This window comes from Streptomyces sp. NPDC006294 (assembly GCF_042870895.1).
In the GTDB taxonomy this organism is placed as follows: Bacteria; Actinomycetota; Actinomycetes; order Streptomycetales; family Streptomycetaceae; genus Streptomyces.
The window spans coordinates 262,277-283,666 of sequence record NZ_JBIAHV010000011.1 but is presented as its reverse complement, the minus strand read 5'-3'; the positions used below and the strand labels follow the sequence as shown (position 1 = coordinate 283,666).

Sequence of the window (21,390 nt, the reverse complement as noted above, 5' to 3'; positions counted from 1 at the left end):
CAAGGGCGGTAAGCCGCACGGTGGCATGCACACGGGTGGTGGTGCTCTCGCGTCGGTGACGGAGGACCACAAGGACTGGGAGAAGGACAAGGGCGGTAAGCCGCACGGTGGTATGCACACGGGTGGCGGCGCCCTCGCGTCGGTGACGGAGGACCACAAGGACTGGGAGAAGGACAAGGGCGGTAAGCCGCACGGTGGCATGCACACGGGTGGTGGTGCTCTCGCGTCGGTGACGGAGGACCACAAGGACTGGGAGAAGGACAAGGGCGGCAAGCCGCACGGCGGTATGCACGCGGGTGGTGGTGCTCTCGCGTCGGTGACGGAGGACCACAAGGACTGGGAGAAGGACAAGGGCGGTAAGCCGCACGGTGGCATGCACACCGGCGGCGGCGCCCTCGCCACGGTGACCAACGAGGACTGGGAGAAGGACAAGAGCGGGTCGGGCAACTCGGAGACCGGCGGCCGGTCCGAGAAGTCGGAGGGCTGGAAGGGCGAGAAGCCCAGCGGCGGCATGCACACCGGTGGCGGCGGCCTGGCCTCCTCCGGCAGCGGCATGGCGGCGGGGAGCCTGCTCCTCCTCGGCGGCCTCGGCGCCGGTGCCTACATGCTGCGCCGGCGCAACGCGAACGGCACCGCGGCCTGACCGCGTCCGTCTCGTGGTGATGTGACCGCGGCCGCCGCCTGGCTCAGGCGGCGGCCGCGGCTTCGACAGCAAGGTGCAAAGGATCCGCCCGCATGACTGTTCGTCCGACCGACGTCTCAGGAGCCTCGTGGATCGCCGGCGTGTCCCGTCGCGCGGTGCCGCTGGTGCTGTGGCCGCTGGCGCTCGCCGTGCTGGCGCTGACCCTGCTCAATGCCATCGCGGCGTCGCCGGCGTCCGCGCCGGGCAAGGCAGGCGACGAACCCCGGCCTGCCGCCGCCGCGCCGGGCAAGTCGTCCGAGGCGTCCGCGCCGGCCAAGGCTGCCGCGCCGTCGCATCCGGCGCTGCCCCGCTCGGCCCCCACCCGGCTGGTCATTCCGCAGATCGGCGTCGACGCGCCCTTCACCGACCTGGCCATCGGGCCCTCCGGCGCTCTTGACGCGCCGCCGCAGGACGACGTGAACCTCGTCGGCTGGTTCGCCGCCGGGGTGTCCCCGGGCGAACACGGCACCAGCATCATCGCCGGCCACGTCGACACCGTCACCTCGCCTGCGGTCTTCGCCGAGCTGAGCGAACTCAAGCCGGGCCACCGCTTCCACGTCCGGCGGAAGGACGGCACGACGGCCACCTTCGTCGTCGACTCCCTCGAAAGCTTCCACAAGGACGCGTTCCCGAGCGAGCGGGTCTACGCGGACACCCCGGACGCCCAGGTGCGGCTCATCACCTGCAGCGGCAGCTACGACCGCAAGGCCAAGGACTACACCGAGAACCTGGTCGTCTTCGCCCACCTCGACGCCCCGAAGACACCTCCCGCCGCCCCGTGATCGGACAGTGCCGTGCCCGAGCCCGTACCCGTCGTCCTCGACTGCGATCCCGGACACGACGACGCCCTCGCCATCATGCTGGCCGCCGCCGACCCGGCGGTCGACCTGCTCGCGATCACGACCGTGGCGGGGAACCAGACCCTCGAGCGCACGACCCTGAACGCCCGCCGGGTCTGCACCGCCGCCGGGATCACCGGGGTGCCGATCGCCGCGGGCTGTGCGCGGCCGCTCGCCCAGCCGCTGCTGGTCGCCGGCGACGTCCACGGCGACTCGGGCCTGGACGGGCCCAGCTTTCCCGAACCGGCCGTGGACGTGGTGCCCGAGCACGCGGTCGACCTCATGCACAAGGTTCTGGCGGAGCACCCGGAGCCGGTCACGCTCGTGCCCACCGGCCCGCTGACCAATGTGGCGCTGCTGCTGACCCGTCACCCCGACAGTACCCGGCACATCCGCGAGATCGTCCTCATGGGCGGCTCCGCCGGGCGGGGCAACACAACACCCGCCGCCGAGTTCAACGTCTACGTCGACCCCGAGGCCGCGGCCATCGTGTTCGGCAGCGGGCTCCCCGTCACGATGTGCGGTCTCGATGTCACCCACCAGGCGCTCGCCACGCCCGACGTGCTGAGCCGCCTCGAGAACCTGGACACCGGACTGTCGCGCATCTGCGTGGAGTTGCTGACGTACTTCGCGTCGGCCTACCGCCGGCTGTGGGGGTTCGCCGCCCCTCCGCTGCACGATCCGGTCGCCGTGGCCCGGGTCATCGACCCCGGGATCGTGCGCTGCGTCGAGGCGAACGTGGTCGTCGAACTGCACGGGCAGTACACGCGCGGCGCGACCGTGGTCGACCTCCACCGGTACCTGGACCGGCCGGTGAACGCGCGGGTCGCGGTCGAGCTGGACGTCGAGAGGTTCTGGGACCGGGTGATCACGGCGGTCGACGTACTCGGCGGCCACGCACCCTGACGCACCGCCGGCAAGTCCTGCCGCCGCGTCACTCGTCTCGCGCACAACGTCGTCCGTCTGCCGCTCTCCCAGGTGGTGGGGCGGCCGGAACAGCCCGACCGTGAATCTCGTCGTCCCTGTGTCGTCGCCGTGAAAGGTACGCATCATGGTCCAGCAGCAGCAGCAGCAGCAACAGTCGGAGGAGCCGCCCGCCACCCGTTCGTTGGGGCGCGCCCTGCTGTGGCCCCTTGCCGCGGTGGCACTGGGCATCCTGCTCATCCACAACTCCGTCGGCGCCCCTTCGGACGCCAAGCCGCCGACGCGGCCCGTGCTCGCGGCCCCCGCCTCACCGGCGCCCGACGCCGCCTCGGCCCCGACCTCGCGGCCCGGCGCGGGCATGACGCTGCCGCGTGCCGAGCCGACGCGCCTGATCATCCGGTCCATCGCCGTGGACGCGCCGTTCATGCCGCTGTCCATCGGCGCGTCCGGACAGCTCGACTCGCCGCCGCCGACGGACGGCAACCTGGTCGGCTGGTTCCGGGAGGGCGTGACGCCGGGCGAGCCGGGGGCCGCGATCGTCGCCGGGCACGTCGACACCAAGTCCGGGCCCGGAGTGTTCCTGTATCTGGGTTCGGTCGGGCCCGGCACGCTGGTGGACGTGGCGCGCGAGGACGGCTCGGTCGTCACCTTCGCCGTCGACTCCGTCGAGAGCTTCAGCAAGACCGACTTCCCCGACGACCGGGTCTACGGGGACACCCCGGACCCGCAACTGCGCCTGATCACCTGCGGCGGCGAGTACGACAAGAAGGCCAAGGACTACAAGGAGAACGTCGTCGTCTTCGCGCACATGGTGGCCGCGCGGCAGGGCTGAGAACGGCCGGTCGGCAGCGGTGTCAGGACCGGGCGCACGGGTACCCGCGCCGATGTGACGGGAAGATCCCGTACAGGCGAGGAGGCGACGATGGCAGGCGACATGTGGGGCTACCCGGAGACCGCCCGTTACGCACCGGGGGCGCAGCTCGTCGGGTACTCCGTCGAGGCGTCCGACGGGTCGATCGGGAAGATCGACAAGCACACCGAGGAAGTCGGCCGCTCGTACCTCGTCGTCGACACCGGACCGTGGATCCTCGGCCGGCGGGTGCTGCTGCCCGCCGGGCTCGTCTCCGAGATCGACACCACGGCCGAGACCGTCCGAGTGGCCTGCACCAAGGCCGAGGTCAAGGACTCACCGCCGTTCGAGAGCGGCAGGCACGAGGACGACGCGGACTACATCCAGCAGATCGAGAGTCACTACGCCAACCGCCACATGTAGACGGCGGGCATCAGACGGACAGGCCCCCTACTGGGGGCCTTCCTCGTCCATGTCGTCGGCCACGAAGCGGTCGCCGGTCTCCCGGCGCAGCTCCGCCTCGCTGCGCGACCGCAACCGCTCCGCGCGGTACCTGAGCCGCTCCGACTGCTCCGGGTCCTCGGCGCGGCGGGCCTGCTCGAACAGCTGCTCCGCCTTGTCGCGGTCGTGCTCCGCGTGGGTGCGATGGCTGTCGTGCTCATGCATGGCGTCCTCCTGCGGTCCGCGGCGGCTGCGTTCCGGCGCGGGTGGCCGGACCCCGTCCAGGAGCCGACTGCCCGTGTCATATCGGGGCAAACCAGGCATTCGATGTGGGAACGGGGGAGCGGACGGTGGTGCGCGCCGTACGGGCCAAGCGGCGCACCCGTACGCGCTACCGAGCGGCGCGGCGCATTGCGCCGTGCGGCGGCCGGGGAGTGCTCTATGCCTCGCCCCGCTCGTGCCGGCCGAGAGCCGGCCTTCCCCACCAGGAGCACCCGATGCACCGCAGTGCCGCCCTTGCCGCCGCCGCCCTGTTCGCCGTCGCCGTGGCCGCACCCGCCACGGCGTCGTCGGCCTCACCCGCGCCGGACGCGCCGGGCTCGCCGGACACCGTACAGATCGCCGCCGCCGACCGGACCGACGCCGTCGACCGCCCGGGTGAGCCGGACCCGAAGCGCGGGCTGTTCCTGACCGTGTCGGGCGCCGAGAACACCTGGATCCGCGGCGTGCTCCTGCACTGCAGCCCCGTACCCGCGGGCCCCCACCCGGAAGCGGCGGCCGCCTGCGCCGCGCTGGACGTCGCCGACGGCGACCTGGACCGGCTCCCGGGCGACCGGAACCCGTGCACGCATCAGTACGACCCGGTCACGGTCAGTGCCACCGGCGCCTGGCGGGGACGTCCGACCGCCTGGCACAAGACCTTCGCCAACGCCTGCGAACTCGCCGTGCACACCGGAGCGGTCTTCCGCTTCTGACCGGCGCGGGGCGGCCCGGACCCGGCGGCCTCAGGTGCCCTTGGAGGCGACCACCCCGATCGTCACCATTCCGAGTACCACCCAGCCGAACCAGAGCCAGCCGTTGCTGCCGAGTGCCGCTGTGTACGCCGTCACGGCCACCAGGGACCCGACGGTCAGCACTCCCATCGTCTTCGTGGAACCGGACATGAGCGCCCTCCTTCGGCGGCGGGAGCCGTCGAGGACCATCGTCGCCCCTGTACGGGTCCCGGCGCTACCGCCCGGCGGCAAGCCGGCCGCCGGCTACCCGCCGCGGGCCTGGAGCGAGGCGAGATAGGCGTTGTACGCCTCGAGCTCCTTGTCGCCGTCCCGGTCCGCCGCCCGGTCCCTGCGCTTGGCCAGCCGCTGGTCGGAGCGGTACCACTGGAACACCAGCGCGATCAGCACCAGCACCGACGGGATCTCGCTGAACGCCCACGCGATGCCGCCCGCCGCGTTCTGGTCGGAGAGCGCGTCGATCCCGAGCGAGGCCGGCGGGTCGCGGTACGCGCCGACCATCGGCTCCGTGGCCATCATCAGCGCGATGCCGAAGAAGGCGTGGAACGGCATCCCGGCGAACAGCTCCAGCATCCGCATCACATAGCCCGGCCGGTGCGGCCCGGGGTCCACCCCCATGATCGGCCAGAAGAACACCAGACCGACCGCGAGGAAGTGGACCATCATCGCGATGTGCCCGGGCTTCGAGTCCATCAGGAAGTCGAACAGCGGCGTGAAGTACAGCCCGTACAGGCTGGCGATGAACAGCGGGATGGTGAAGGCCGGGTGCGTGACGATCCGCATGTAGTGGCTGTGCAGCAGCATCAGGAGCACCTCGCGGGGCCCCTTGCCCCCCCGGCGGGCCGCGACGGGCAGCGCGCGCAGCGCGAGCGTGATCGGCGCGCCCAGCAGCAGCAGGATCGGCGACAGCATGCTGATCACCATGTGCTGCACCATGTGCACGCTGAACATGACCATGCCGTAGTCGTTCAGCTTGGTGCACATCATCAGCGCGATGCTCAGCACCCCGGCGGCGAACCACACCGTGCGGCTCACCGCCCAGTCGTCGCCGCGGCGGCGCAGCCGCACGACGCCCCAGCCGTACAGGCCGAGCGCGAGGAGGCAGCCGACGAGGAAGAAGACGTCCGGTGAGAACTCGAGGCCCCGCCCCAGCGTGAACGGCGGCAGATCCATCGTCATGCCGTGCCCGCTGTGATCCATCTGTCTACTCCCGGGGGCTGCCTCGTCCGCGCCGACGATCCGTACCGGCGATTCGCGCGGGTTGTCCGCTTGCTCGCACCAGAGTAGAACCGCCCCCGGCCGCGACTGCGACCGGGGGCGGTTCGTACGGATCCGGGCGGACCCGCGGGCGGATCAGAGGACCGTCTCGGCCTCTTCGTACCGGTCCTCGGGCACCGTCTTCAGCGTCTGGGTGGCCTCGGCGAGCGGCACCATCGTGATGTCGGTGCCGCGCAGCGCGGTCATCATGCCGAACTCGCCGCGGTGCGCGGCCTCCACCGCGTGCCACCCGAACCGGGTCGCCAGCACCCGGTCGTAGGCCGTGGGCGTGCCGCCGCGCTGGACGTGGCCGAGGATCACCGGGCGGGCCTCCTTGCCGAGCCGCTCCTCCAGCTCGACGGAGAGCTGGCGGGCCACACCCGCGAAGCGCTCGTGGCCGTAGACGTCCTTGCCGCCCTCGTCCCACCGCATCGTGCCCTCGCGGGGCTTGGCGCCCTCGGCGACGACCACGATCGCGAACCGCTTGCCGGCCTCGAACCGGGCGCCGACGCGCTTCGTCAGCTCCGCGATGTCGAACGGGCGCTCCGGCACCACGATCGCGTGCGCGCCGGCCGCCATGCCCGAGTGCAGCGCGATCCAGCCGGTGTGCCGGCCCATGACCTCGACGATCAGGACCCGCTGGTGCGACTCGGCGGTCGTCTTCAGCCGGTCCAGCGCCTCCGTGGCCACGCCGACGGCCGTGTCGAAGCCGAAGGTGACGTCCGTGGAGGAGATGTCGTTGTCGATCGTCTTGGGGACGCCGACGATCGGAAGCCCGCTGTCGGAGAGCAGCCGGGCCGCCTTGAGGGTGCCCTCACCGCCGATCGGGATGATGGCGTCCAGGCCGAGGTCGGCCACGTGGCCCCTGGCCCGCTCCACGCCGTCGCGCAGATGCGCGGGCTGGACCCGGGAAGAGCCGAGGATGGTGCCGCCGCGGGCGAGGATGCCGCCCACCGCGTCGAGGTCGAGCTTGCGGTAGTCGCACTCCAGGAGGCCCTTCCAGCCGTCGTGGAAGCCGATGACCTCGTCACCGTGGTCGACTACGGCGCGGTGCACGACGGAACGGATGACAGCGTTCAGACCGGGGCAGTCGCCGCCGGAAGTGAGCACACCAATGCGCATTGCCCGAAAACCTTTACAACGTGGGCGGACTCCCGGACCACGTCGTCCGGTCGGTTCCGTGTCACCCTACCGGCGCACGGTGGAGGTTCCGAAACGGGCGTCCGCCTGGTGGGACCGCGCCGCGGCCTGCTCGCTCAGTTGAGCGAGGAGGCCGCGGAATGGGTGCTCGGGTGAGCGGAAAGACCGTCAGGCGGGCTGCGTCGCGGCCGTGATCCGCTCCGCGCGCAGCGCCTCGTACCACCGGTCGTCGGTCGGCGGCAGCGCGTTCACGTCGAGGGCCAGCTTCAGCAGCAGATCGGCGATCTGCGGGTTGCGGGCCATGACCGGGCCGTGCATGTACGTGCCGAAGACGGTCTCGTTGTACGCGCCCTCCGTGCCGTCCCCCGTGCCGTTGCCCCGGCCGAGGACGGTACGGGCGAACGGGCGGGCCGACGGGCCGAGATGGGTGATGCCCTGGTGGTTCTCGAAGCCCGTCAGCTGCGGCAGGCCCAACTGCGGGTCGATGTCCGCCAGTACGTCGCCGACGCAGCGCTCGCCCTCGCCGCGGGTGGAGACCACGTCGATCAGCCCGAGACCGGGCTCGCGCTCACCGAGGTCGTTGATGAACTCGTGGCCGAGGATCTGGTAGCCCGCGCACACCGAGAAGATGATGGCGCCGTTCGACGCCGCCCGGCTCAGACCGCCGTCGCGGCGCAGCCGCTCCGCCGCGAGCCGCTGCGGACGGTCCTCGCCGCCGCCGATCAGATAGATGTCGCCGGACGTCGGCACCGGCTGATCGCTGCGCACGTCGATCCGCATCACATCGAGGCCGCGCTGCCGGGCACGGCGCTCGACGACGAGGGCGTTGCCCTGGTCGCCGTAGGTGCTGAGCAGATCCGGGTAGACCCACACCAGACGCAGGCTGCTGTCACTCATTCTCATCAGTCCTCTTCGTCCGTCCGCCGTCAGTTGCCGACGCGGCGGCGCACGTCCTGGAAGGCGGTGTAGTTGGCGATCAGCTCGATCCGGCCGGGCGGGGCGCTCTGCACCGCCTCGTCGACCGACTCGCACACCCGGAAGTCCAGCCCCGCGACCTCGAGCCGGACCGCGAGGTCCAGCCTGCGGTCGCCGATCACCATGATCGGGTGCCCGGCGAGCCGGGTGTAGTCGACGTCCCACAGCCAGGAGGTGTCCGTGCCGTCCGCGCCGCGGGCGTTCACGGAAAGGATCACCGGCGTCGGCGGCGGGTCGATCAGCGAGAACGTCTCCAGCCAGCCGGCCGGGTTCTTCGCCAGCAGCAGCCGCACGTCGCGGCCGAGGAAGGACACCACGTCGTACCGTCCGGCCACTGCCTGCACCTGGTACATGCGCTCCAGGGCGACCTGCGGCGGCACGCCGAAGCTCGCGGCCACGGCGGCGGAGGTGGCGGCGTTGGCCTTGTTGGCGCGGCCCGGCAGCTGGAGGTGGATCGGCCACGCCGAACCGTGCGGGTCGATGACGTGGTCACCGCTGAGCACCCAGCTCGGGGCGGGGCGGCGGAAACCGCACTCGGCGCAGAACCAGTCGTCGCCGGGGCGCTGCATCACACCGCCGCAGGACGGGCAGGACCAGGCGTCGTCCTTCCACTCCTGGCCGGCGGCCACCCACACCACGTTGGGCGAGGAGGAGGCGGCCCACACCACGAGCGGGTCGTCCGCGTTCGCGATGATCATCGCCTTCGAACCGGACAGGCCCTCACGCCACTTCTCGGCCAGCATCCGGGTCTCCGCCGCGCGGTCCAGCTGGTCGCGCGAGAGGTTCAGCAGCGCGATGGCCTTCGGTGTCACATCCCTCGCCACACCGGCGAGGTACTTCTCGTCGACCTCGATCACACCGAACCGGGCGTCAGAGCCGCCGGCCAGCGCCGAGGTGATGCCCGCGGGCATGTTCGCGCCGAGCGCGTTCGACACGACCGGGCCGCTGGCGCGCAGCGCCTCCGCGATGAGCCGGGTCGTCGTGGTCTTGCCGTTGGTCGCAGAGACGAGGACCACGTCCAGGTGCTGCGCCAGCCTCTTCAGCAGATCGGGGTCGAGCTTGAGCGCCACCCGGCCGCCGATCACCGATCCGCTGCCTCGCCCGGCGGCGCGGGACACCGCTGCTGCGGCCTTGCCCGCCGTCACGGCCAGCTTGGCTCGCGGCGTCAGGGGCTCCGAGTTGCCTGACATCGTCCTTGATCCTCCTTGCGTCGGTCCGGACTCAGCCTATCCAGCTCCGGCGGGCCGCCCGTACCGCGGCACCGTCGGGAAACGTGGAGGTCACGGGGGAAACCGAGCGCGGGGTACGGGGACCATACGGGGAACGTACGCTGGGCGCCATGCGAAACCGGTCGATCCCAGGCAGTACCGGACGCGTCAGGCCCATGAGCCTGCTCGCGGACCCGGTCCTGCACGCGCCCTGCGAGCCCGTCACAGACTTCGGTCCCGCTCTCGCGGAACTCGTCGAGGACCTGTTCGCGACGATGTACGCGGCGCAGGGTGTCGGTCTCGCCGCGAATCAGGTCGGTGTCGGGCTCCAGGTCTTCGTCTACGACTGCCCAGACGACGAGGACGTCCGCCACCTCGGACACCTCGTCAACCCCCGTCTGGTGGCCGCGGACGGCGTCATCGTCCGCGGCCCCGAGGGCTGCCTGTCCCTGCCGGGTCTGGAGGCGGGCACGGAGCGCCACGACCGTGCGGTGGTCGAGGGCCTGACCCTCACCGGCGAGGCGGTCCGGGTGGAGGGCACGGGCTTCTTCGCGCGCTGCCTGCAGCACGAGTACGACCACCTGCAGGGCCTGGTCTACGCGGACCGCCTGCCGCGCCGCCGCCGGGCCCGGCTGGGGCGGGCGGCACGGAAGGCGCCGTGGGCGACGGGGGAGCGGGTGGCGCGGCTGCTGTGACGTTGCGTTGCGGGGCGGGTGCGGCGCCTGCGGCGGGCTTGTTCCCCTACCGCCCCTTCCCGCTGTACCGATGTGCGGCTCCGCCGCGTGGGGGCAAGCCCCGGACCCCGTGCCCCCCGGGCGGCGGGCCGGGCTCCGCCCGTGCCCGGTACCGCGCTTCGCGCGGCGGCCTCAATCTCCCCCTACGGCCTGGCGGTCGTAGGGGGAGATTGAGGCGCGGGGTTCGGGGCGGAGCCCCGACAAGACCAGCGAGTTCCAGCCCCGCCGGCCATTGAGGCGCGGCGCCCACCGGCCGGACGTGTGTCAGAAGCCGGGGCCTCCCACGCGGTCCTTGACCACGAAGAGGCGGCCGCACAGAAGGTCCGTCAGGCTTTCCACCAACTCCGCGCGTGAGCAAGGGCGTTCGCCCAGCCACCAGTCGCCCGCCGCGTGCATCATGCCGACGATGCCGTGGCCCCAGACGCGGGCCACGAGGTCGCCCGTGGGGCCCAGGTCGACGCGTTCGGCGATCACGTTGCCGAGTTCCTCGCCGAGGCGGCGCAGGAGCGGGGCCGAGTGGCGGCCCACGTCGAAGCCCGCCTCTGAGGAGTGGCTGTCCTCCGCCGGGTGCATCAGGAAGCGGTACACCTGAGGGCGGGCCTCGATCGCGGCGAGATACGTGTCGAGCGTGACCGCGACCCGCTCGCGGCGGTCGACGTCCGCGTCGACGGCCCCCTGAAGGGCCCTCAGCAGCGCGTCGGTGTGGCGCTTGGCCAGCGCCCGGTAGAGCCCGCTCTTGTCGCCGAAGTGCCGGTAGAGGATGGGCTTGGTGATGCCGGCCTCGGCGGCGATGGCGTTCATGGAGGCGTGGGGGCCGTCCCGGAGCACCACCCGGTCGGCGGCTTCCAGGAGTTCCCGGCGCCGCTGGTTTGCCGACCGCTGCTGTTGTGTGGTCTCCATGTGCTTCTCCCCGCCCGGATGATTGCGTGACGCCTGCGCAACGTAACACTCTGCCCGTACGCACACCTGATCGGGCCATGGCCGGTTGACAGGGGCTACCAGTCGGTAACACACTTCCGTTACCGCAGGTAACATGCACGTCATCGCCGCAGCGCTGGAGGGGACATGACCGAGTTCACGCTCGATCTCAACGACGACCAGAAGCAGGTCCGTGACTGGTTGAACGGATTCGCCAGGGACGTCATGCGCCCCGCCGCCGCCGAGTGGGACGAGCGTGAGGAGACCCCGTGGCCGGTGATCCAGGAAGCGGCCAAGCTCGGAATCTATTCCCTCGACTTCTACGCCCAGCAGTTCTTCGACCCCACCGGCCTCGGCATCCCCATGGCGATGGAGGAGCTGTTCTGGGGGGACGCCGGCATCGCGCTGTCGATCGTCGGCACCGGCCTCGCCGCCGTCGGCGTCCTCGCCAACGGCACCGAGGAGCAGATCGGCACCTGGATCCCGCAGATGTACGGCGATGCCAACGATGTCAAGGTCGCCGCCTTCTGCTCCTCCGAGCCGGACGCCGGCTCCGACGTCGCCTCCATGCGCACCCGCGCCGTCTACGACGAGGCCAAGGACGAATGGGTGCTGAACGGCACCAAGACCTGGGCGACCAACGGCGGCATCGCCAATGTCCATGTCGTCGTGGCGGTCGTCGACGCCGAGCTGGGCTCCAAGGGCCACGCCTCGTTCATCGTCCCGCCGGACACCCCCGGCCTGTCCCAGGGCCAGAAGTTCAAGAAGCACGGCATCCGCGCCTCCCACACCGCAGAGGTCGTCCTCGAGGACGTCCGCGTCCCCGGCGGCTGTCTCCTCGGCGGAAAGGAGAAGCTGGACGAGCGCCTCGCACGCGCCCGGGAGAAGGCCAAGCAGGGCGGCGAGCGCGTGAAGAACGCCGCGATGGCCACGTTCGAGGCATCCCGCCCGGCCGTCGGCGCCATGGCCGTCGGCACCGCCCGCGCCGCGTACGAGGTCGCGCTCGACTACGCCAGGACCCGCGAGCAGTTCGGCCGCCCGATCATCGACAACCAGGGCATCGCCTTCCAACTCGCCGACATGCGCACGCAGATCGACGCCGCGCGGCTCCTGGTGTGGCGCGCCTCCTGGATGGCGACCACCGGCAAGCAGTTCACCTCCGCCGAGGGCTCCATGTCCAAGCTGTTCGCCAGCGAGACCGCCAAGAAGGTCACCGCCCAGGCCATCCAGATCCTCGGCGGCAACGGCTACACCCGCGAGTACCCGGTGGAGCGGATGCACCGCGACGCCGCCATCTACACGATCTTCGAGGGCACCAGCGAGATCCAGCGCCTGGTGATCGCCCGCACCCTGTCGGGCATGCCCATCCGCTGACCCGCCCGGACCACGTCGAAGGCTCCGGCCCGCCTCAGCGGCGGGCCGGAGCCTTCGTACGGCCCGCCTCAGCGGCGGGTCAGTTTCCCGATCAGCAGGGCCGGCAACAGCAGGACGACGAATCCGACCTTGAACAGCACCGGAGTCACCACCAGCGCCAGCACGATGCCGAGGACGAACGACTCGTACGCCGACCAGACCCCGAGCGCCGGCCCCAGCAGCCCGCCCACGATGCCCGCACCGACGGGCCACGCGCCCTCGCTCTTGCGGAACCCTCCCACAACGCCCCCTGGGAAATCGGCCCCCGCATCGCTCCCCGCGACGCAGGCGGATGTCAGGCGAACAGGAGCGCCTCGATCGCCGACACGATCTGCGGGGAACCGGGCTCCGTGCCGGGGCGGAAGCGGGTGACCTCGCCCCGCGGGGAGATCAGGAACTTCTCGAAGTTCCACTGCACGTCGCCCGCTTCGCCCTCCGCGTCCGCGACCTTCGTCAGCTCCACGTACAGCGGGTGCCGGGTCTCGCCGTTCACGTCCGACTTCTCCAGCAGCGGGAAGGACACCCCGTACGTCGCCGAACAGAACGTGGCGATCTCCTCCGCGCTGCCCGGCTCCTGGCCCCCGAACTGGTTGCAGGGCACGCCCAGCACCGTGAAGCCCCGGTCGCCGTACTCCTTCTGCAACTGCTCCAGACCCGCGTACTGCGGCGTCAGCCCGCACTTGGAGGCCACGTTGACCACCAGGACCGTACGGCCTTGGTAGTCGGCGAGGGACGTCGGCTCGCCGGACAGGGTGCGCAGCGGTATGTCGTACAGGGTCATCGGAGCTCCTCAGAGGGGACACGGGGGTCTTGTCGCACAACATCGCCGGGCCTGGCGGCCTTCCCGGGCGCCGGGCACGCCGGCCGGCTACACCGGCCGGAACAGGCCCTCCTGCACCACGGACACCAGCAGCCGGCCCTCACGGTCGTAGATCCGGCCCCGGGCGAGGCCGCGGCCGCCGGTCGAGATGGGCGACTCCTGATCGTAGAGGAACCACTCGTCGGCCCGGAACGGACGGTGGAACCACATCGCGTGGTCCAGCGAGGCCATGTCGAAGCCCCGGGGACCCCACAGCGGCTCGATCGGGATGCGCACCGCGTCCAGCAGGGTCATGTCGCTCGCGTAGGTCAGCGCGCAGGTGTGCACCAGCGGGTCGTCGCCCAGCGGGCCCACCGCGCGCATCCAGACCGCGCTGCGCGGGTCCGCGTCCTTGATCTCGTCCGCCGTCCAGCGCAGCCGGTCGACGTAACGGATGTCGAACGGCTGCCGGCGGGCCATCCGCTCCAGCGCCTCCGGCAGCGCGCCGAGATGCTCGCGGATCTCCGTCGCCACGGTGGGCAGCGACCCGGGGTCCGGGAAGTCGAGCCGCGGCGGCAGCTGGTGCTCGATGCTGCCGGGCTCGGGACGGTGGAAGGACGCCGTCAGATTGAAGATGGTCCGTCCCTCCTGCACGGCCGTGACCCGGCGGGTGGTGAACGAGCGGCCGTCCCGCACCCGTTCGACCTGGTACACGATCGGCACCCCGGGGCGGCCGGGCCGCAGGAAGTACGCGTGCAGCGAGTGCACGGGACGCTCACCGTCCGTGGTCCGCCCCGCCGCGACCAGCGCCTGGCCGGCCACCTGGCCGCCGAAGACCCGCTGCAGCGACTCGTTCGGGCTGAGCCCCCGGAAGATGTTGACCTCGATCTGCTCCAGGTCGAGCAGATCGACCAGACGCTCCGCCGGATTCGTCATTCTCGGTCCTCTCGCTGTCAGAGTCTCAGAGCTGTCACAGCCGTCGGGGCTGTCAGAGCTGTCAGAGCTGTCCCACGGAGGTGACCCGGACGACCGCCCGGCCCTCCTCGTCGGAGGCTGCCAGGTCGACCTCCGCGCTGATACCCCAGTCATGGTCGTCGTTCGGGTCGGCGAAGGTCTGGCGCACACGCCACAGGCCGTGCGCCGGGTCCTCCTCGATCGACAGGAGCTTCGGCCCGCGGGCGTCGGGGCCGGTGCCCAGGTCGTCGTACTCGTCCCAGTACGCGTCCATGGCCTCGCCCCAGGCGTCCTCGTCCCAGCCCGACTCGGCGTCCATCGCGCCCAGTTCGCCGACCTGGTCGAGCGCGGCCAGCTCCACCCGACGGAACATCGCGTTGCGGACCAGCACCCGGAACGCGCGGGAGTTCGCCGTGACCGGCTTGACCTGGTCGGCCTTCTCCTGCGCCTCCTCGGCGGTCTCCACCTCCGGGTTGGCCAGCTGCTCCCACTCGTCCAGCAGACTGGAGTCCACCTGGCGCACCATCTCGCCCAGCCAGGCGATCAGGTCCTCCAGGTCCTCCGTCTTCAGGTCGTCCGGGATGGTGTGGTCGAGCGCCTTGTACGCGCTCGCCAGATAGCGCAGCACGATGCCCTCGGTGCGGGCCAGCTCGTACCAGGACGTGAACTCCGTGAACGTCATCGCCCGTTCGTACATGTCACGGATCACGGACTTCGGCGAGACCGGGTGGTCACCGACCCACGGGTGCGACTTCTTGTAGACGTTGTACGCGTGCCACAGCAGCTCCTCCAGCGGCTTCGGGTACGAGATGTCCTGGAGCCGCTCCATGCGCTCCTCGTACTCGACGCCGTCCGCCTTCATCCTGCCGACCGCCTCGCCGCGCGCCTTGTTCTGCATGGCGGCGAGGATCTGGCGCGGATCGTCCAGCGTCGACTCGACGACCGAGACCATGTCCAGCGCGTACGACGGGGACTCCGGGTCCAGCAGGTCGAAGGCGGCCAGGGCGAACGTCGACAGCGGCTGGTTCAGCGCGAAGTCCTGCTGGAGGTCGACGGTGAGCCGGACCGTACGGCCCTCCGCGTCCGGCTCGTCCAACTGCTCCACCACTCCGCCGTCCAGCAGTGAACGGTAGATCGCGATCGCCCGGCGGATATGACGCAGCTGCGCCTTGCGCGGCTCGTGGTTGTCCTCGAGCAGATGGCGCATGGCCTTGAACGCGTCGCCCGGCCGGGCGATCACCGACAGCAGCATGATGTTGGTGACCCGGAAGCGCGAGGTGAGCGGCTCCGGCTCGGACCCGATCAGCTTCTCGAACGTGGTGTCCGACCAGCCGACGAAACCCTCCGGAGCCTTCTTCCTGACCACCTTGCGGCGCTTCTTCGGGTCGTCGCCGGCCTTCGCGAGCGCCTTCTCGTTCTCCACGACGTGCTCGGGCGCCTGCGCGACGACCAGGCCCGCCGTGTCGAAGCCCGCACGGCCCGCGCGGCCGGCGATCTGGTGGAACTCGCGTGCCCGCAGGGTCCGCACCCGGGTGCCGTCGTACTTGGTCAGCGCCGTGAACAGCACCGTACGAATGGGGACGTTGACGCCGACGCCGAGGGTGTCCGTGCCGCAGATGACCTTCAGCAGACCCGCCTGCGCGAGCTTCTCGACCAGCCGGCGGTACTTGGGCAGCATGCCCGCGTGGTGCACGCCGATACCGTGCCGCACGTAGCGGGACAGGTTCTTGCCGAACTTGGTGGTGAAGCGGAAGTTGCCGATCAGCTCGGCGATCTGGTCCTTCTCCTCGCGCGAGCACATGTTGATGCTCATCAGCGACTGCGCCCGCTCCACCGCCTGCGCCTGCGTGAAGTGCACGATGTACACCGGAGCCTGCTTGGTCTCGAGCAGTTCGGTGATCGTCTCGGTGATCGGTGTCAGCCGGTACTCGTACGACAGCGGCACCGGACGGGTCGCCGAGCGGACCACGGACGTGGGGCGGCCGGTGCGGCGGTGAAGGTCCTTCTCGAACATCGACACGTCGCCGAGCGTCGCCGACATGAGGACGAACTGCGCCTGCGGCAGTTCCAGGATCGGGATCTGCCACGCCCAGCCGCGGTCCGGCTCCGCGTAGAAGTGGAACTCGTCCATCACGACCTGGCCGACGTCGGCGTGCTTGCCGTCCCGCAGGGCGATCGAGGCCAGCACCTCGGCGGTGCAGCAGATCACGGGGGCGTCCGCGTTCACGGACGCGTCGCCCGTCAGCATGCCCACGTTCTCCGTGCCGAACAGCTTGCACAGGTCGAAGAACTTCTCCGAGACCAGCGCCTTGATCGGCGCGGTGTAGAAGGTGACCTGGTCATTGGCGAGAGCCGCGAAGTGCGCGGCGGCCGCGACCAGGCTCTTTCCGGAACCGGTGGGGGTGGACAGGATCACGTTCGCCCCCGAGACCACCTCGATCAGCGCCTCCTCCTGAGCCGGATAGAGCGTGATGCCCTGTCCCTGCGCCCATGAGGAGAAGGCGTCGAAGAGAGCATCGGGGTCGGCGGTCGGCGGGAGCTGATCGATAAGGGTCACACCCCCATCTTGCCTGCCCGTACCCCCGATCCGGGAACCGGGCGAGAGCCGCAAGATCACGACCGATACGCTGCCCTGTCAACTTGGGTTCGGAACAAGAGCAATGGGGCGGAACACACATGATGGGACCGGCGCACTCGCTGTCCGGGGCGGCAGCCTGGCTGGGGGTGGGCGCGGCGACGGCCGCCGCCGGTCACCCGATGCCGTGGCCCGTCCTCGTCGTCGGAGCACTGATCTGCGCGGGCGCGGCGCTGGCGCCCGACCTCGACCACAAGGCGGCGACGATCTCGCGGGCCTTCGGGCCCGTGTCGCGCGGGTTGTGCGAGATCGTGGACAAGCTGTCCTACGCGGTCTACAAGGCGACGAAGAAACAGGGCGACCCCCGCCGCACCGGCGGCCACCGCACCCTGACGCACACCTGGCTCTGGGCCGTCCTCATCGGGGCGGGCGCCTCCGCGCTGGCGCTCTTCGGCGGACGGTGGGCGGTTCTCGCGATCCTCTTCGTCCACATGGTGCTCGCCGTCGAGGGCCTGCTGTGGCGGGCCGCGCGGGTCTCCAGCGACATCCTGGTCTGGCTGCTCGGCGCCACCAGCGCGTGGATCCTGGCGGGCGTCCTGGACAAGCCGGGCAACGGCGCGGACTGGCTCTTCGCCGCGCCCGGCCAGGAGTACCTGTGGCTCGGCCTGCCGATCGTCCTCGGCGCCCTCGTCCACGACATCGGCGACGCCCTGACCGTCTCGGGCTGCCCGATCCTGTGGCCGATACCGCTCGGCAAGAAGCGCTGGTACCCGATCGGCCCGCCGAAGCCGATGCGCTTCCGGGCCGGCAGCTGGGTGGAGCTGAAGGTCCTCATGCCGGCGTTCATGGTCCTGGGCGGCGTGGGGGGAGCGGCGGCGCTGAACTTCATCTGAGGGGGCGGGGGCGGGGGCGTCACGCCCCCGGTTCCCCGTCAACGTGACCGGGACCGGGCCCCGCCCGGAAGGCGTGACCGGGACCGGGCCGGCCCGAGAGCCGCGGAGCCACGTCCTAGCCGTGCCAGGAGCGCCACAGCGCCGCGTACGCGCCCTCCGCCGTCACCAGCTCGTCGTGGCTGCCGAGCTCGCTGATCCGGCCGTTCTCCACCACCGCGATCACGTCCGCGTCGTGCGCCGTGTGCAGGCGGTGGGCGATCGCCACGACCGTACGGCCGTCGAGCACCCGCGACAGCGAGCGCTCCAGGTGGCGGGCCGCCCGCGGGTCCAGGAGCGAGGTGGCCTCGTCCAGGACGAGCGTGTGCGGGTCCGCCAGCACCAGGCGGGCCAGCGCGATCTGCTGGGCCTGGGCCGGGGAGAGGGCGGTGCCGCCCGAGCCGACCTCCGTCTCCAGGCCGTCGTCCAGCGCCCGCGCCCAGCCGTCGGCGTCGACCGCCCCGAGCGCCGCCCACAGCTCCGCGTCCCCGGCGGACGCGCGCGCCAGCAGCAGGTTGTCGCGGAGCGAGCCGACGAACACGTGGTGCTCCTGGTTGACGAGCGCGACATGCTCCCGCACCCGTTCCGCCGGCATCCGGGACAGCTCCGCGGCGCCGAGCGTGACCCGGCCCGTGCGCGGGGCGTAGATGCCCGCGAGCAGCCTGCCGAGGGTGGACTTGCCGGCGCCGGACGGGCCGACCAGGGCAAGCCGGGTGCCGGGCGGCACGTCCATCGAGACGCGGTGGAGCACGTCGACGCCCTCCCGGTACCCGAAGCGCACCTCGTCGGCTCGGACGTCGCGCCCGTCTGGCCGTACCCGCTCGTCGCCCGCCTCCGGTTCGATCTCCCGCACGCCCACCAGGCGTGCCAGGGACACCTGGGCCACCTGCAGCTCGTCGTACCAGCGCAGGATCAGGTTCACCGGGTCGACCATCATCTGGGAGATGAGCGCGCCGGTGGTGAGCTGGCCGATGCCGATCCAGCCCTGGAGCACGAACACGCCGCCGATCATCAGCACGGACGCCAGCACGGTCGCGTGGGTGAGGTTGATGACGGGGAACAGGACCGAGCGCAGGTAGAGCGTGTAGCGCTCCCACGAGGTCCACTCCTTGATCCGCCGGTCGGAGAGCGCCACCCGGCGCGCCCCGAGCCGGTGGGACTCGACGGTGCGGCCCGCGTCTACCGTCTCCGCGAGCACCGCCGCCACGGCCGCGTAACCGGCGGCCTCCGAGCGGTACGCCGACGGCGCCCGCTTGAAGTACCAGCGGCAGCCGACGACCAGCAGCGGCACGGCGACCAGCACGGCGGGTGCCAGCGGCGGCGCGGTCACGGTGAGCCCGCCGAGGAGCAGCACGATCCAGAAGACGCCGATCGTCAGCTGCGGCACGGCCTCGCGCATCGCGTTGGCCAGGCGGTCGATGTCCGTGGTGATACGGGAGAGCAGGTCGCCCGTGCCCGCCCGCTCCAGCACGCCCGGAGGCAGCCCCACGGAGCGGACCAGGAAGTCCTCGCGCAGATCCGCGAGCATCCGCTCGCCCAGCATCGCCCCGCGCAGCCGCACCAGCCGTACGAACAGGGCCTGGACGACGAGCGCCCCCGCGAACAGCGCGACAGTGCGCTCCAGATGGAGGTCGCGGGCACCGTCGGCGGCCTTCTCCACGAGGGAGCCGAGCAGCCAGGGACCCGCCATCGAGGCGACGACGGCGACCGTGTTCACCGCGACCAGGACCGTGAAGGCCCGGCGGTGCCGGCGCAGCAGCTCGCGCACATACGCCCGGACGGTCGCCGGCGAGCCCACGGGCAGGGTCGTCGCCGTGCGCAGGGCGGCCGGATCGTACTCCGGCGGCGCCAGGCCGATCATGCCGTCTCCTCGATGTCATCGGTGTCGGCCGTGGTGAAAGGGGCTTCCGGGGCTCCGCGTTGGGCCCCGACGAGCTGCTGCTCCGCCTCCGTCTCGCGGGTCACGACCGCGCGGTACCGGGGCTCGGTGTGCAGCAGGTCACGGTGCGTACCGACGGCCACGGCCCTGCCCTCGTGGACCAGGACGACCCGTTCCGCACGGTCGAGCACCAGCGGCGACGACGTGAACACGACCGTCGTCCGGCCGGAGCGCAGCTTCCGCACGCCTTCGGCGATCTTCGCCTCGGTGTGCGAGTCGACGGCCGAGGTCGGCTCGTCGAGGACCAGCACCTCCGGGTCGGTGACCAGCGAGCGCACGAGTGCGAGCCGCTGGCGCTGGCCGCCGGAGAGCGAGCGGCCGCGCTCGGTGATCGGCGCGTTCAGGGGGTCGTCGTCGAGCGACGCCTGCGCCAGGGCGTCGAGCACGTCGCCGCACTCCGCCGCCGCCAGCGCCCGGTCCGCCGCCACCTCGCCGGACGCCGGTACGTCGAGCAGCTCCGCCAGGGTGCCGGAGAGCAGCACCGGGTCCTTGTCCTGGACCAGCACCGCCGTGCGGGCCTGTTCGAGCGGCACGTCGTCCAGCGCGACGCCGCCGAGGAGCACGGACGGCAGGCCGTCCGGGTCCGTCGGACGGCCGCCGAGCCGTTCCGCGAGCTGTCCCGCCGCGTCCGGGTCGCCGCAGACGACGGCGGTGAGCGATCCGGCGGGGGCGAGCAGACCGGTGGCCGGGTCGTACATGTCGCCCGTCAGCGCCGAGTCCGCCACGGCGACGGCGTTCGCCTCCTGGGCGCTGCCCGAGCTCCGTTCGAGCGAGAGCACGCGGGCCGCGCGCCGGGCCGACGGACGGGAGAAGGAGTACGCCATCGCGATCTCCTCGAAGTGCCGCAGCGGATAGCTCAGCAGCATCACCGCGCTGTAGACGGTGACCAGTTCGCCGACCGCGATCCGGCCGTCCCGGACGAGCCCGAGGCCGTGCCAGACGACCGCGATCAGCAGCAGGCCCGGCAGCAGCACCTGCACCGCCGAGATGACCGCCCACATGCGGGCGCTGCGCACGGCGGCCGTGCGCACCTCCTGCGAGGCGCGGCGGTAGCGCTTCAGGAAGAGCTCTTCGCCGCCGATGCCGCGCAGGACCCGCAGGCCGGCGACGGTGTCGGACGCCAGCTCGGTCGCGCGGCCCGCCTTCTCCCGCTGGACGTCGGCGAGTTCGGTCGCCCGGGGGAGCAGTGGCAGCACCCCCAGGGCCAGCACCGGAACGCCGACGGCGACGATGACGCCGAGGGCCGGCTGGTAGACCGCGAGACCGACGCAGACGACCACGACGGTCAGCGCGGCGGCGAGGAAACGGGAGACCGCCTCCACGAACCAGCCGATCTTCTCCACGTCACCGGTGGAAACCGCCACCACTTCACCGGCGGCGACCCGCCGGGTGAGCGCGGAGCCGAGGTCAGAGGTCTTGCGGATGAGCAGTTGCTGCACCCGCGCGGCGGCGGTGATCCAGTTGGTGACGGCCGTGCGGTGCAGCATGGTGTCGCCGAGAGCGATGCAGACCGCGGCGGCGGCGAGGATCCCGCCCGCCACGGCGAGAGAGCCGCCGGACCCGTCCACGACGGCCTGGACCGCCGTGCCGACCCCGTAGGGCAGTGCCATGACGGAGACGAAGTGGAGCATCCCCCAGGACAGTGAGCGGAGTTGGCCCTTCAGCTGACTGCGTCCGAGCCACAGCAGGAACTTCGGTCCGGACCGGACGTCCGGAAGACCGGGATCGACATACGGAAGGTCGCGAATCTGCATGATGTCCCAGATCGTCGGAGAGTGGCACAGACTCGCCAGCCTCCCGCTC

Annotated in this window: 22 protein-coding genes; 9 read left to right on the top strand and 13 right to left on the bottom strand. The window is 71.5% G+C overall.

Going from position 1 to position 21,390, the window contains the following annotated elements:
* From ACFYOP_RS21650 to ACFYOP_RS21630, 5 genes are all read left to right on the top strand, one after another.
* Nucleotides 1-643 (top strand): hypothetical protein (locus tag ACFYOP_RS21650; RefSeq protein ID WP_388452410.1); only part of this gene is annotated, 643 nt, incomplete at its 5' end.
* A gap of 92 nt (nucleotides 644-735) precedes the next feature.
* Nucleotides 736-1,464, top strand: a complete 729-nt coding sequence (locus tag ACFYOP_RS21645) for a class F sortase (RefSeq protein ID WP_356898854.1) — start codon at nucleotides 736-738, stop codon at nucleotides 1,462-1,464.
* A 12-nt stretch (nucleotides 1,465-1,476) separates the two neighbouring features.
* A complete protein-coding gene (locus ACFYOP_RS21640) occupies nucleotides 1,477-2,427 on the top strand; it encodes a nucleoside hydrolase (RefSeq protein ID WP_356898853.1) in 951 nt (316 codons plus the stop codon).
* Nucleotides 2,428-2,572: 145 nt separating this feature from the next.
* A complete protein-coding gene (locus ACFYOP_RS21635; protein WP_356898852.1) occupies nucleotides 2,573-3,277 on the top strand; it encodes a class F sortase in 705 nt (234 codons plus the stop codon).
* 90 nt (nucleotides 3,278-3,367) lie between these two features.
* A complete protein-coding gene (locus ACFYOP_RS21630) occupies nucleotides 3,368-3,718 on the top strand; it encodes a PRC-barrel domain containing protein (protein WP_356898851.1) in 351 nt (116 codons plus the stop codon).
* A 27-nt stretch (nucleotides 3,719-3,745) separates the two neighbouring features.
* On the opposite strand, the gene ACFYOP_RS21625 is transcribed toward ACFYOP_RS21630, so the two are convergent.
* Complete coding sequence (locus ACFYOP_RS21625; RefSeq protein ID WP_356898850.1) at nucleotides 3,746-3,961, bottom strand: DUF6381 family protein; 216 nt, start codon at nucleotides 3,959-3,961, stop codon at nucleotides 3,746-3,748.
* A 272-nt stretch (nucleotides 3,962-4,233) separates the two neighbouring features.
* Here ACFYOP_RS21625 and ACFYOP_RS21620 point away from each other — a divergent pair, with 272 nt between their 5' ends.
* Nucleotides 4,234-4,710 carry an SSI family serine proteinase inhibitor gene (locus ACFYOP_RS21620; RefSeq protein ID WP_356898849.1) on the top strand — a complete coding sequence of 159 codons (477 nt, stop codon included), beginning with the start codon at nucleotides 4,234-4,236 and terminating at the stop codon, nucleotides 4,708-4,710.
* 30 nt (nucleotides 4,711-4,740) lie between these two features.
* On the opposite strand, the gene ACFYOP_RS21615 is transcribed toward ACFYOP_RS21620, so the two are convergent.
* The 5 genes from ACFYOP_RS21615 to ACFYOP_RS21595 form a co-directional block, all read right to left on the bottom strand.
* Nucleotides 4,741-4,899, bottom strand: coding sequence for a hypothetical protein (locus ACFYOP_RS21615; protein WP_356898848.1), 159 nt, complete (start codon nucleotides 4,897-4,899; stop codon nucleotides 4,741-4,743).
* Between the two features lie 93 nt (nucleotides 4,900-4,992).
* Entirely contained in the window at nucleotides 4,993-5,946 is a 954-nt protein-coding gene (locus ACFYOP_RS21610; protein WP_356898847.1) for a cytochrome c oxidase assembly protein, read from the bottom strand.
* A gap of 153 nt (nucleotides 5,947-6,099) precedes the next feature.
* On the bottom strand, nucleotides 6,100-7,125 hold the full coding sequence (locus tag ACFYOP_RS21605) for a 6-phosphofructokinase (RefSeq protein ID WP_356898846.1): 1,026 nt from the start codon (nucleotides 7,123-7,125) through the stop codon (nucleotides 6,100-6,102).
* A 186-nt stretch (nucleotides 7,126-7,311) separates the two neighbouring features.
* A complete protein-coding gene (locus ACFYOP_RS21600; protein WP_356898845.1) occupies nucleotides 7,312-8,040 on the bottom strand; it encodes a glutamine amidotransferase in 729 nt (242 codons plus the stop codon).
* 29 nt (nucleotides 8,041-8,069) lie between these two features.
* Nucleotides 8,070-9,308 carry a MurT ligase domain-containing protein gene (locus ACFYOP_RS21595; RefSeq protein ID WP_356898844.1) on the bottom strand — a complete coding sequence of 413 codons (1,239 nt, stop codon included), beginning with the start codon at nucleotides 9,306-9,308 and terminating at the stop codon, nucleotides 8,070-8,072.
* Nucleotides 9,309-9,457: 149 nt separating this feature from the next.
* Here ACFYOP_RS21595 and def point away from each other — a divergent pair, with 149 nt between their 5' ends.
* Nucleotides 9,458-10,021, top strand: a complete 564-nt coding sequence (gene def / locus ACFYOP_RS21590) for a peptide deformylase (protein WP_356898843.1) — start codon at nucleotides 9,458-9,460, stop codon at nucleotides 10,019-10,021.
* Nucleotides 10,022-10,324: 303 nt separating this feature from the next.
* On the opposite strand, the gene ACFYOP_RS21585 is transcribed toward def, so the two are convergent.
* The gene (locus tag ACFYOP_RS21585) at nucleotides 10,325-10,960 is read right to left on the bottom strand and encodes a TetR family transcriptional regulator (RefSeq protein ID WP_356898842.1); all 636 of its coding nucleotides are present in this window, start codon (nucleotides 10,958-10,960) and stop codon (nucleotides 10,325-10,327) included.
* Between the two features lie 165 nt (nucleotides 10,961-11,125).
* Between ACFYOP_RS21585 and ACFYOP_RS21580 the strand changes: the two genes are divergently transcribed.
* Nucleotides 11,126-12,352, top strand: coding sequence for an acyl-CoA dehydrogenase family protein (locus ACFYOP_RS21580; protein ID WP_356898841.1), 1,227 nt, complete (start codon nucleotides 11,126-11,128; stop codon nucleotides 12,350-12,352).
* A 68-nt stretch (nucleotides 12,353-12,420) separates the two neighbouring features.
* Here ACFYOP_RS21580 and ACFYOP_RS21575 read toward each other — a convergent pair whose 3' ends face one another.
* The 4 genes from ACFYOP_RS21575 to ACFYOP_RS21560 all read right to left on the bottom strand — a co-directional run bounded on the left by ACFYOP_RS21575 (nucleotide 12,421) and on the right by ACFYOP_RS21560 (nucleotide 16,701).
* Nucleotides 12,421-12,633 (bottom strand): hypothetical protein, encoded by a 213-nt coding sequence (locus tag ACFYOP_RS21575; RefSeq protein WP_356898840.1) that lies wholly within the window; start codon nucleotides 12,631-12,633, stop codon nucleotides 12,421-12,423.
* A gap of 53 nt (nucleotides 12,634-12,686) precedes the next feature.
* Complete coding sequence (locus ACFYOP_RS21570; protein WP_356898839.1) at nucleotides 12,687-13,172, bottom strand: glutathione peroxidase; 486 nt, start codon at nucleotides 13,170-13,172, stop codon at nucleotides 12,687-12,689.
* Between the two features lie 87 nt (nucleotides 13,173-13,259).
* Nucleotides 13,260-14,126: an acyl-CoA thioesterase II gene (locus ACFYOP_RS21565; protein ID WP_356898838.1), complete on the bottom strand. Its 867-nt coding sequence runs from the start codon at nucleotides 14,124-14,126 to the stop codon at nucleotides 13,260-13,262.
* A gap of 61 nt (nucleotides 14,127-14,187) precedes the next feature.
* A complete protein-coding gene (locus ACFYOP_RS21560; RefSeq protein ID WP_356898837.1) occupies nucleotides 14,188-16,701 on the bottom strand; it encodes a DUF3516 domain-containing protein in 2,514 nt (837 codons plus the stop codon).
* Nucleotides 16,702-16,820: 119 nt separating this feature from the next.
* Between ACFYOP_RS21560 and ACFYOP_RS21555 the strand changes: the two genes are divergently transcribed.
* Nucleotides 16,821-17,612, top strand: a complete 792-nt coding sequence (locus ACFYOP_RS21555) for a metal-dependent hydrolase (protein ID WP_356898835.1) — start codon at nucleotides 16,821-16,823, stop codon at nucleotides 17,610-17,612.
* Between the two features lie 115 nt (nucleotides 17,613-17,727).
* Here ACFYOP_RS21555 and ACFYOP_RS21550 read toward each other — a convergent pair whose 3' ends face one another.
* Together ACFYOP_RS21550 and ACFYOP_RS21545 are read right to left on the bottom strand one after the other, a co-directional pair.
* Nucleotides 17,728-19,509, bottom strand: coding sequence for an ABC transporter ATP-binding protein (locus tag ACFYOP_RS21550; protein WP_356898834.1), 1,782 nt, complete (start codon nucleotides 19,507-19,509; stop codon nucleotides 17,728-17,730).
* A complete protein-coding gene (locus ACFYOP_RS21545; protein ID WP_356898833.1) occupies nucleotides 19,506-21,341 on the bottom strand; it encodes an ABC transporter ATP-binding protein in 1,836 nt (611 codons plus the stop codon). Before ACFYOP_RS21545 ends, ACFYOP_RS21550 begins: the two co-directional genes overlap by 4 nt.
* Between the last annotated feature and the right edge of the window lie 49 nt (nucleotides 21,342-21,390).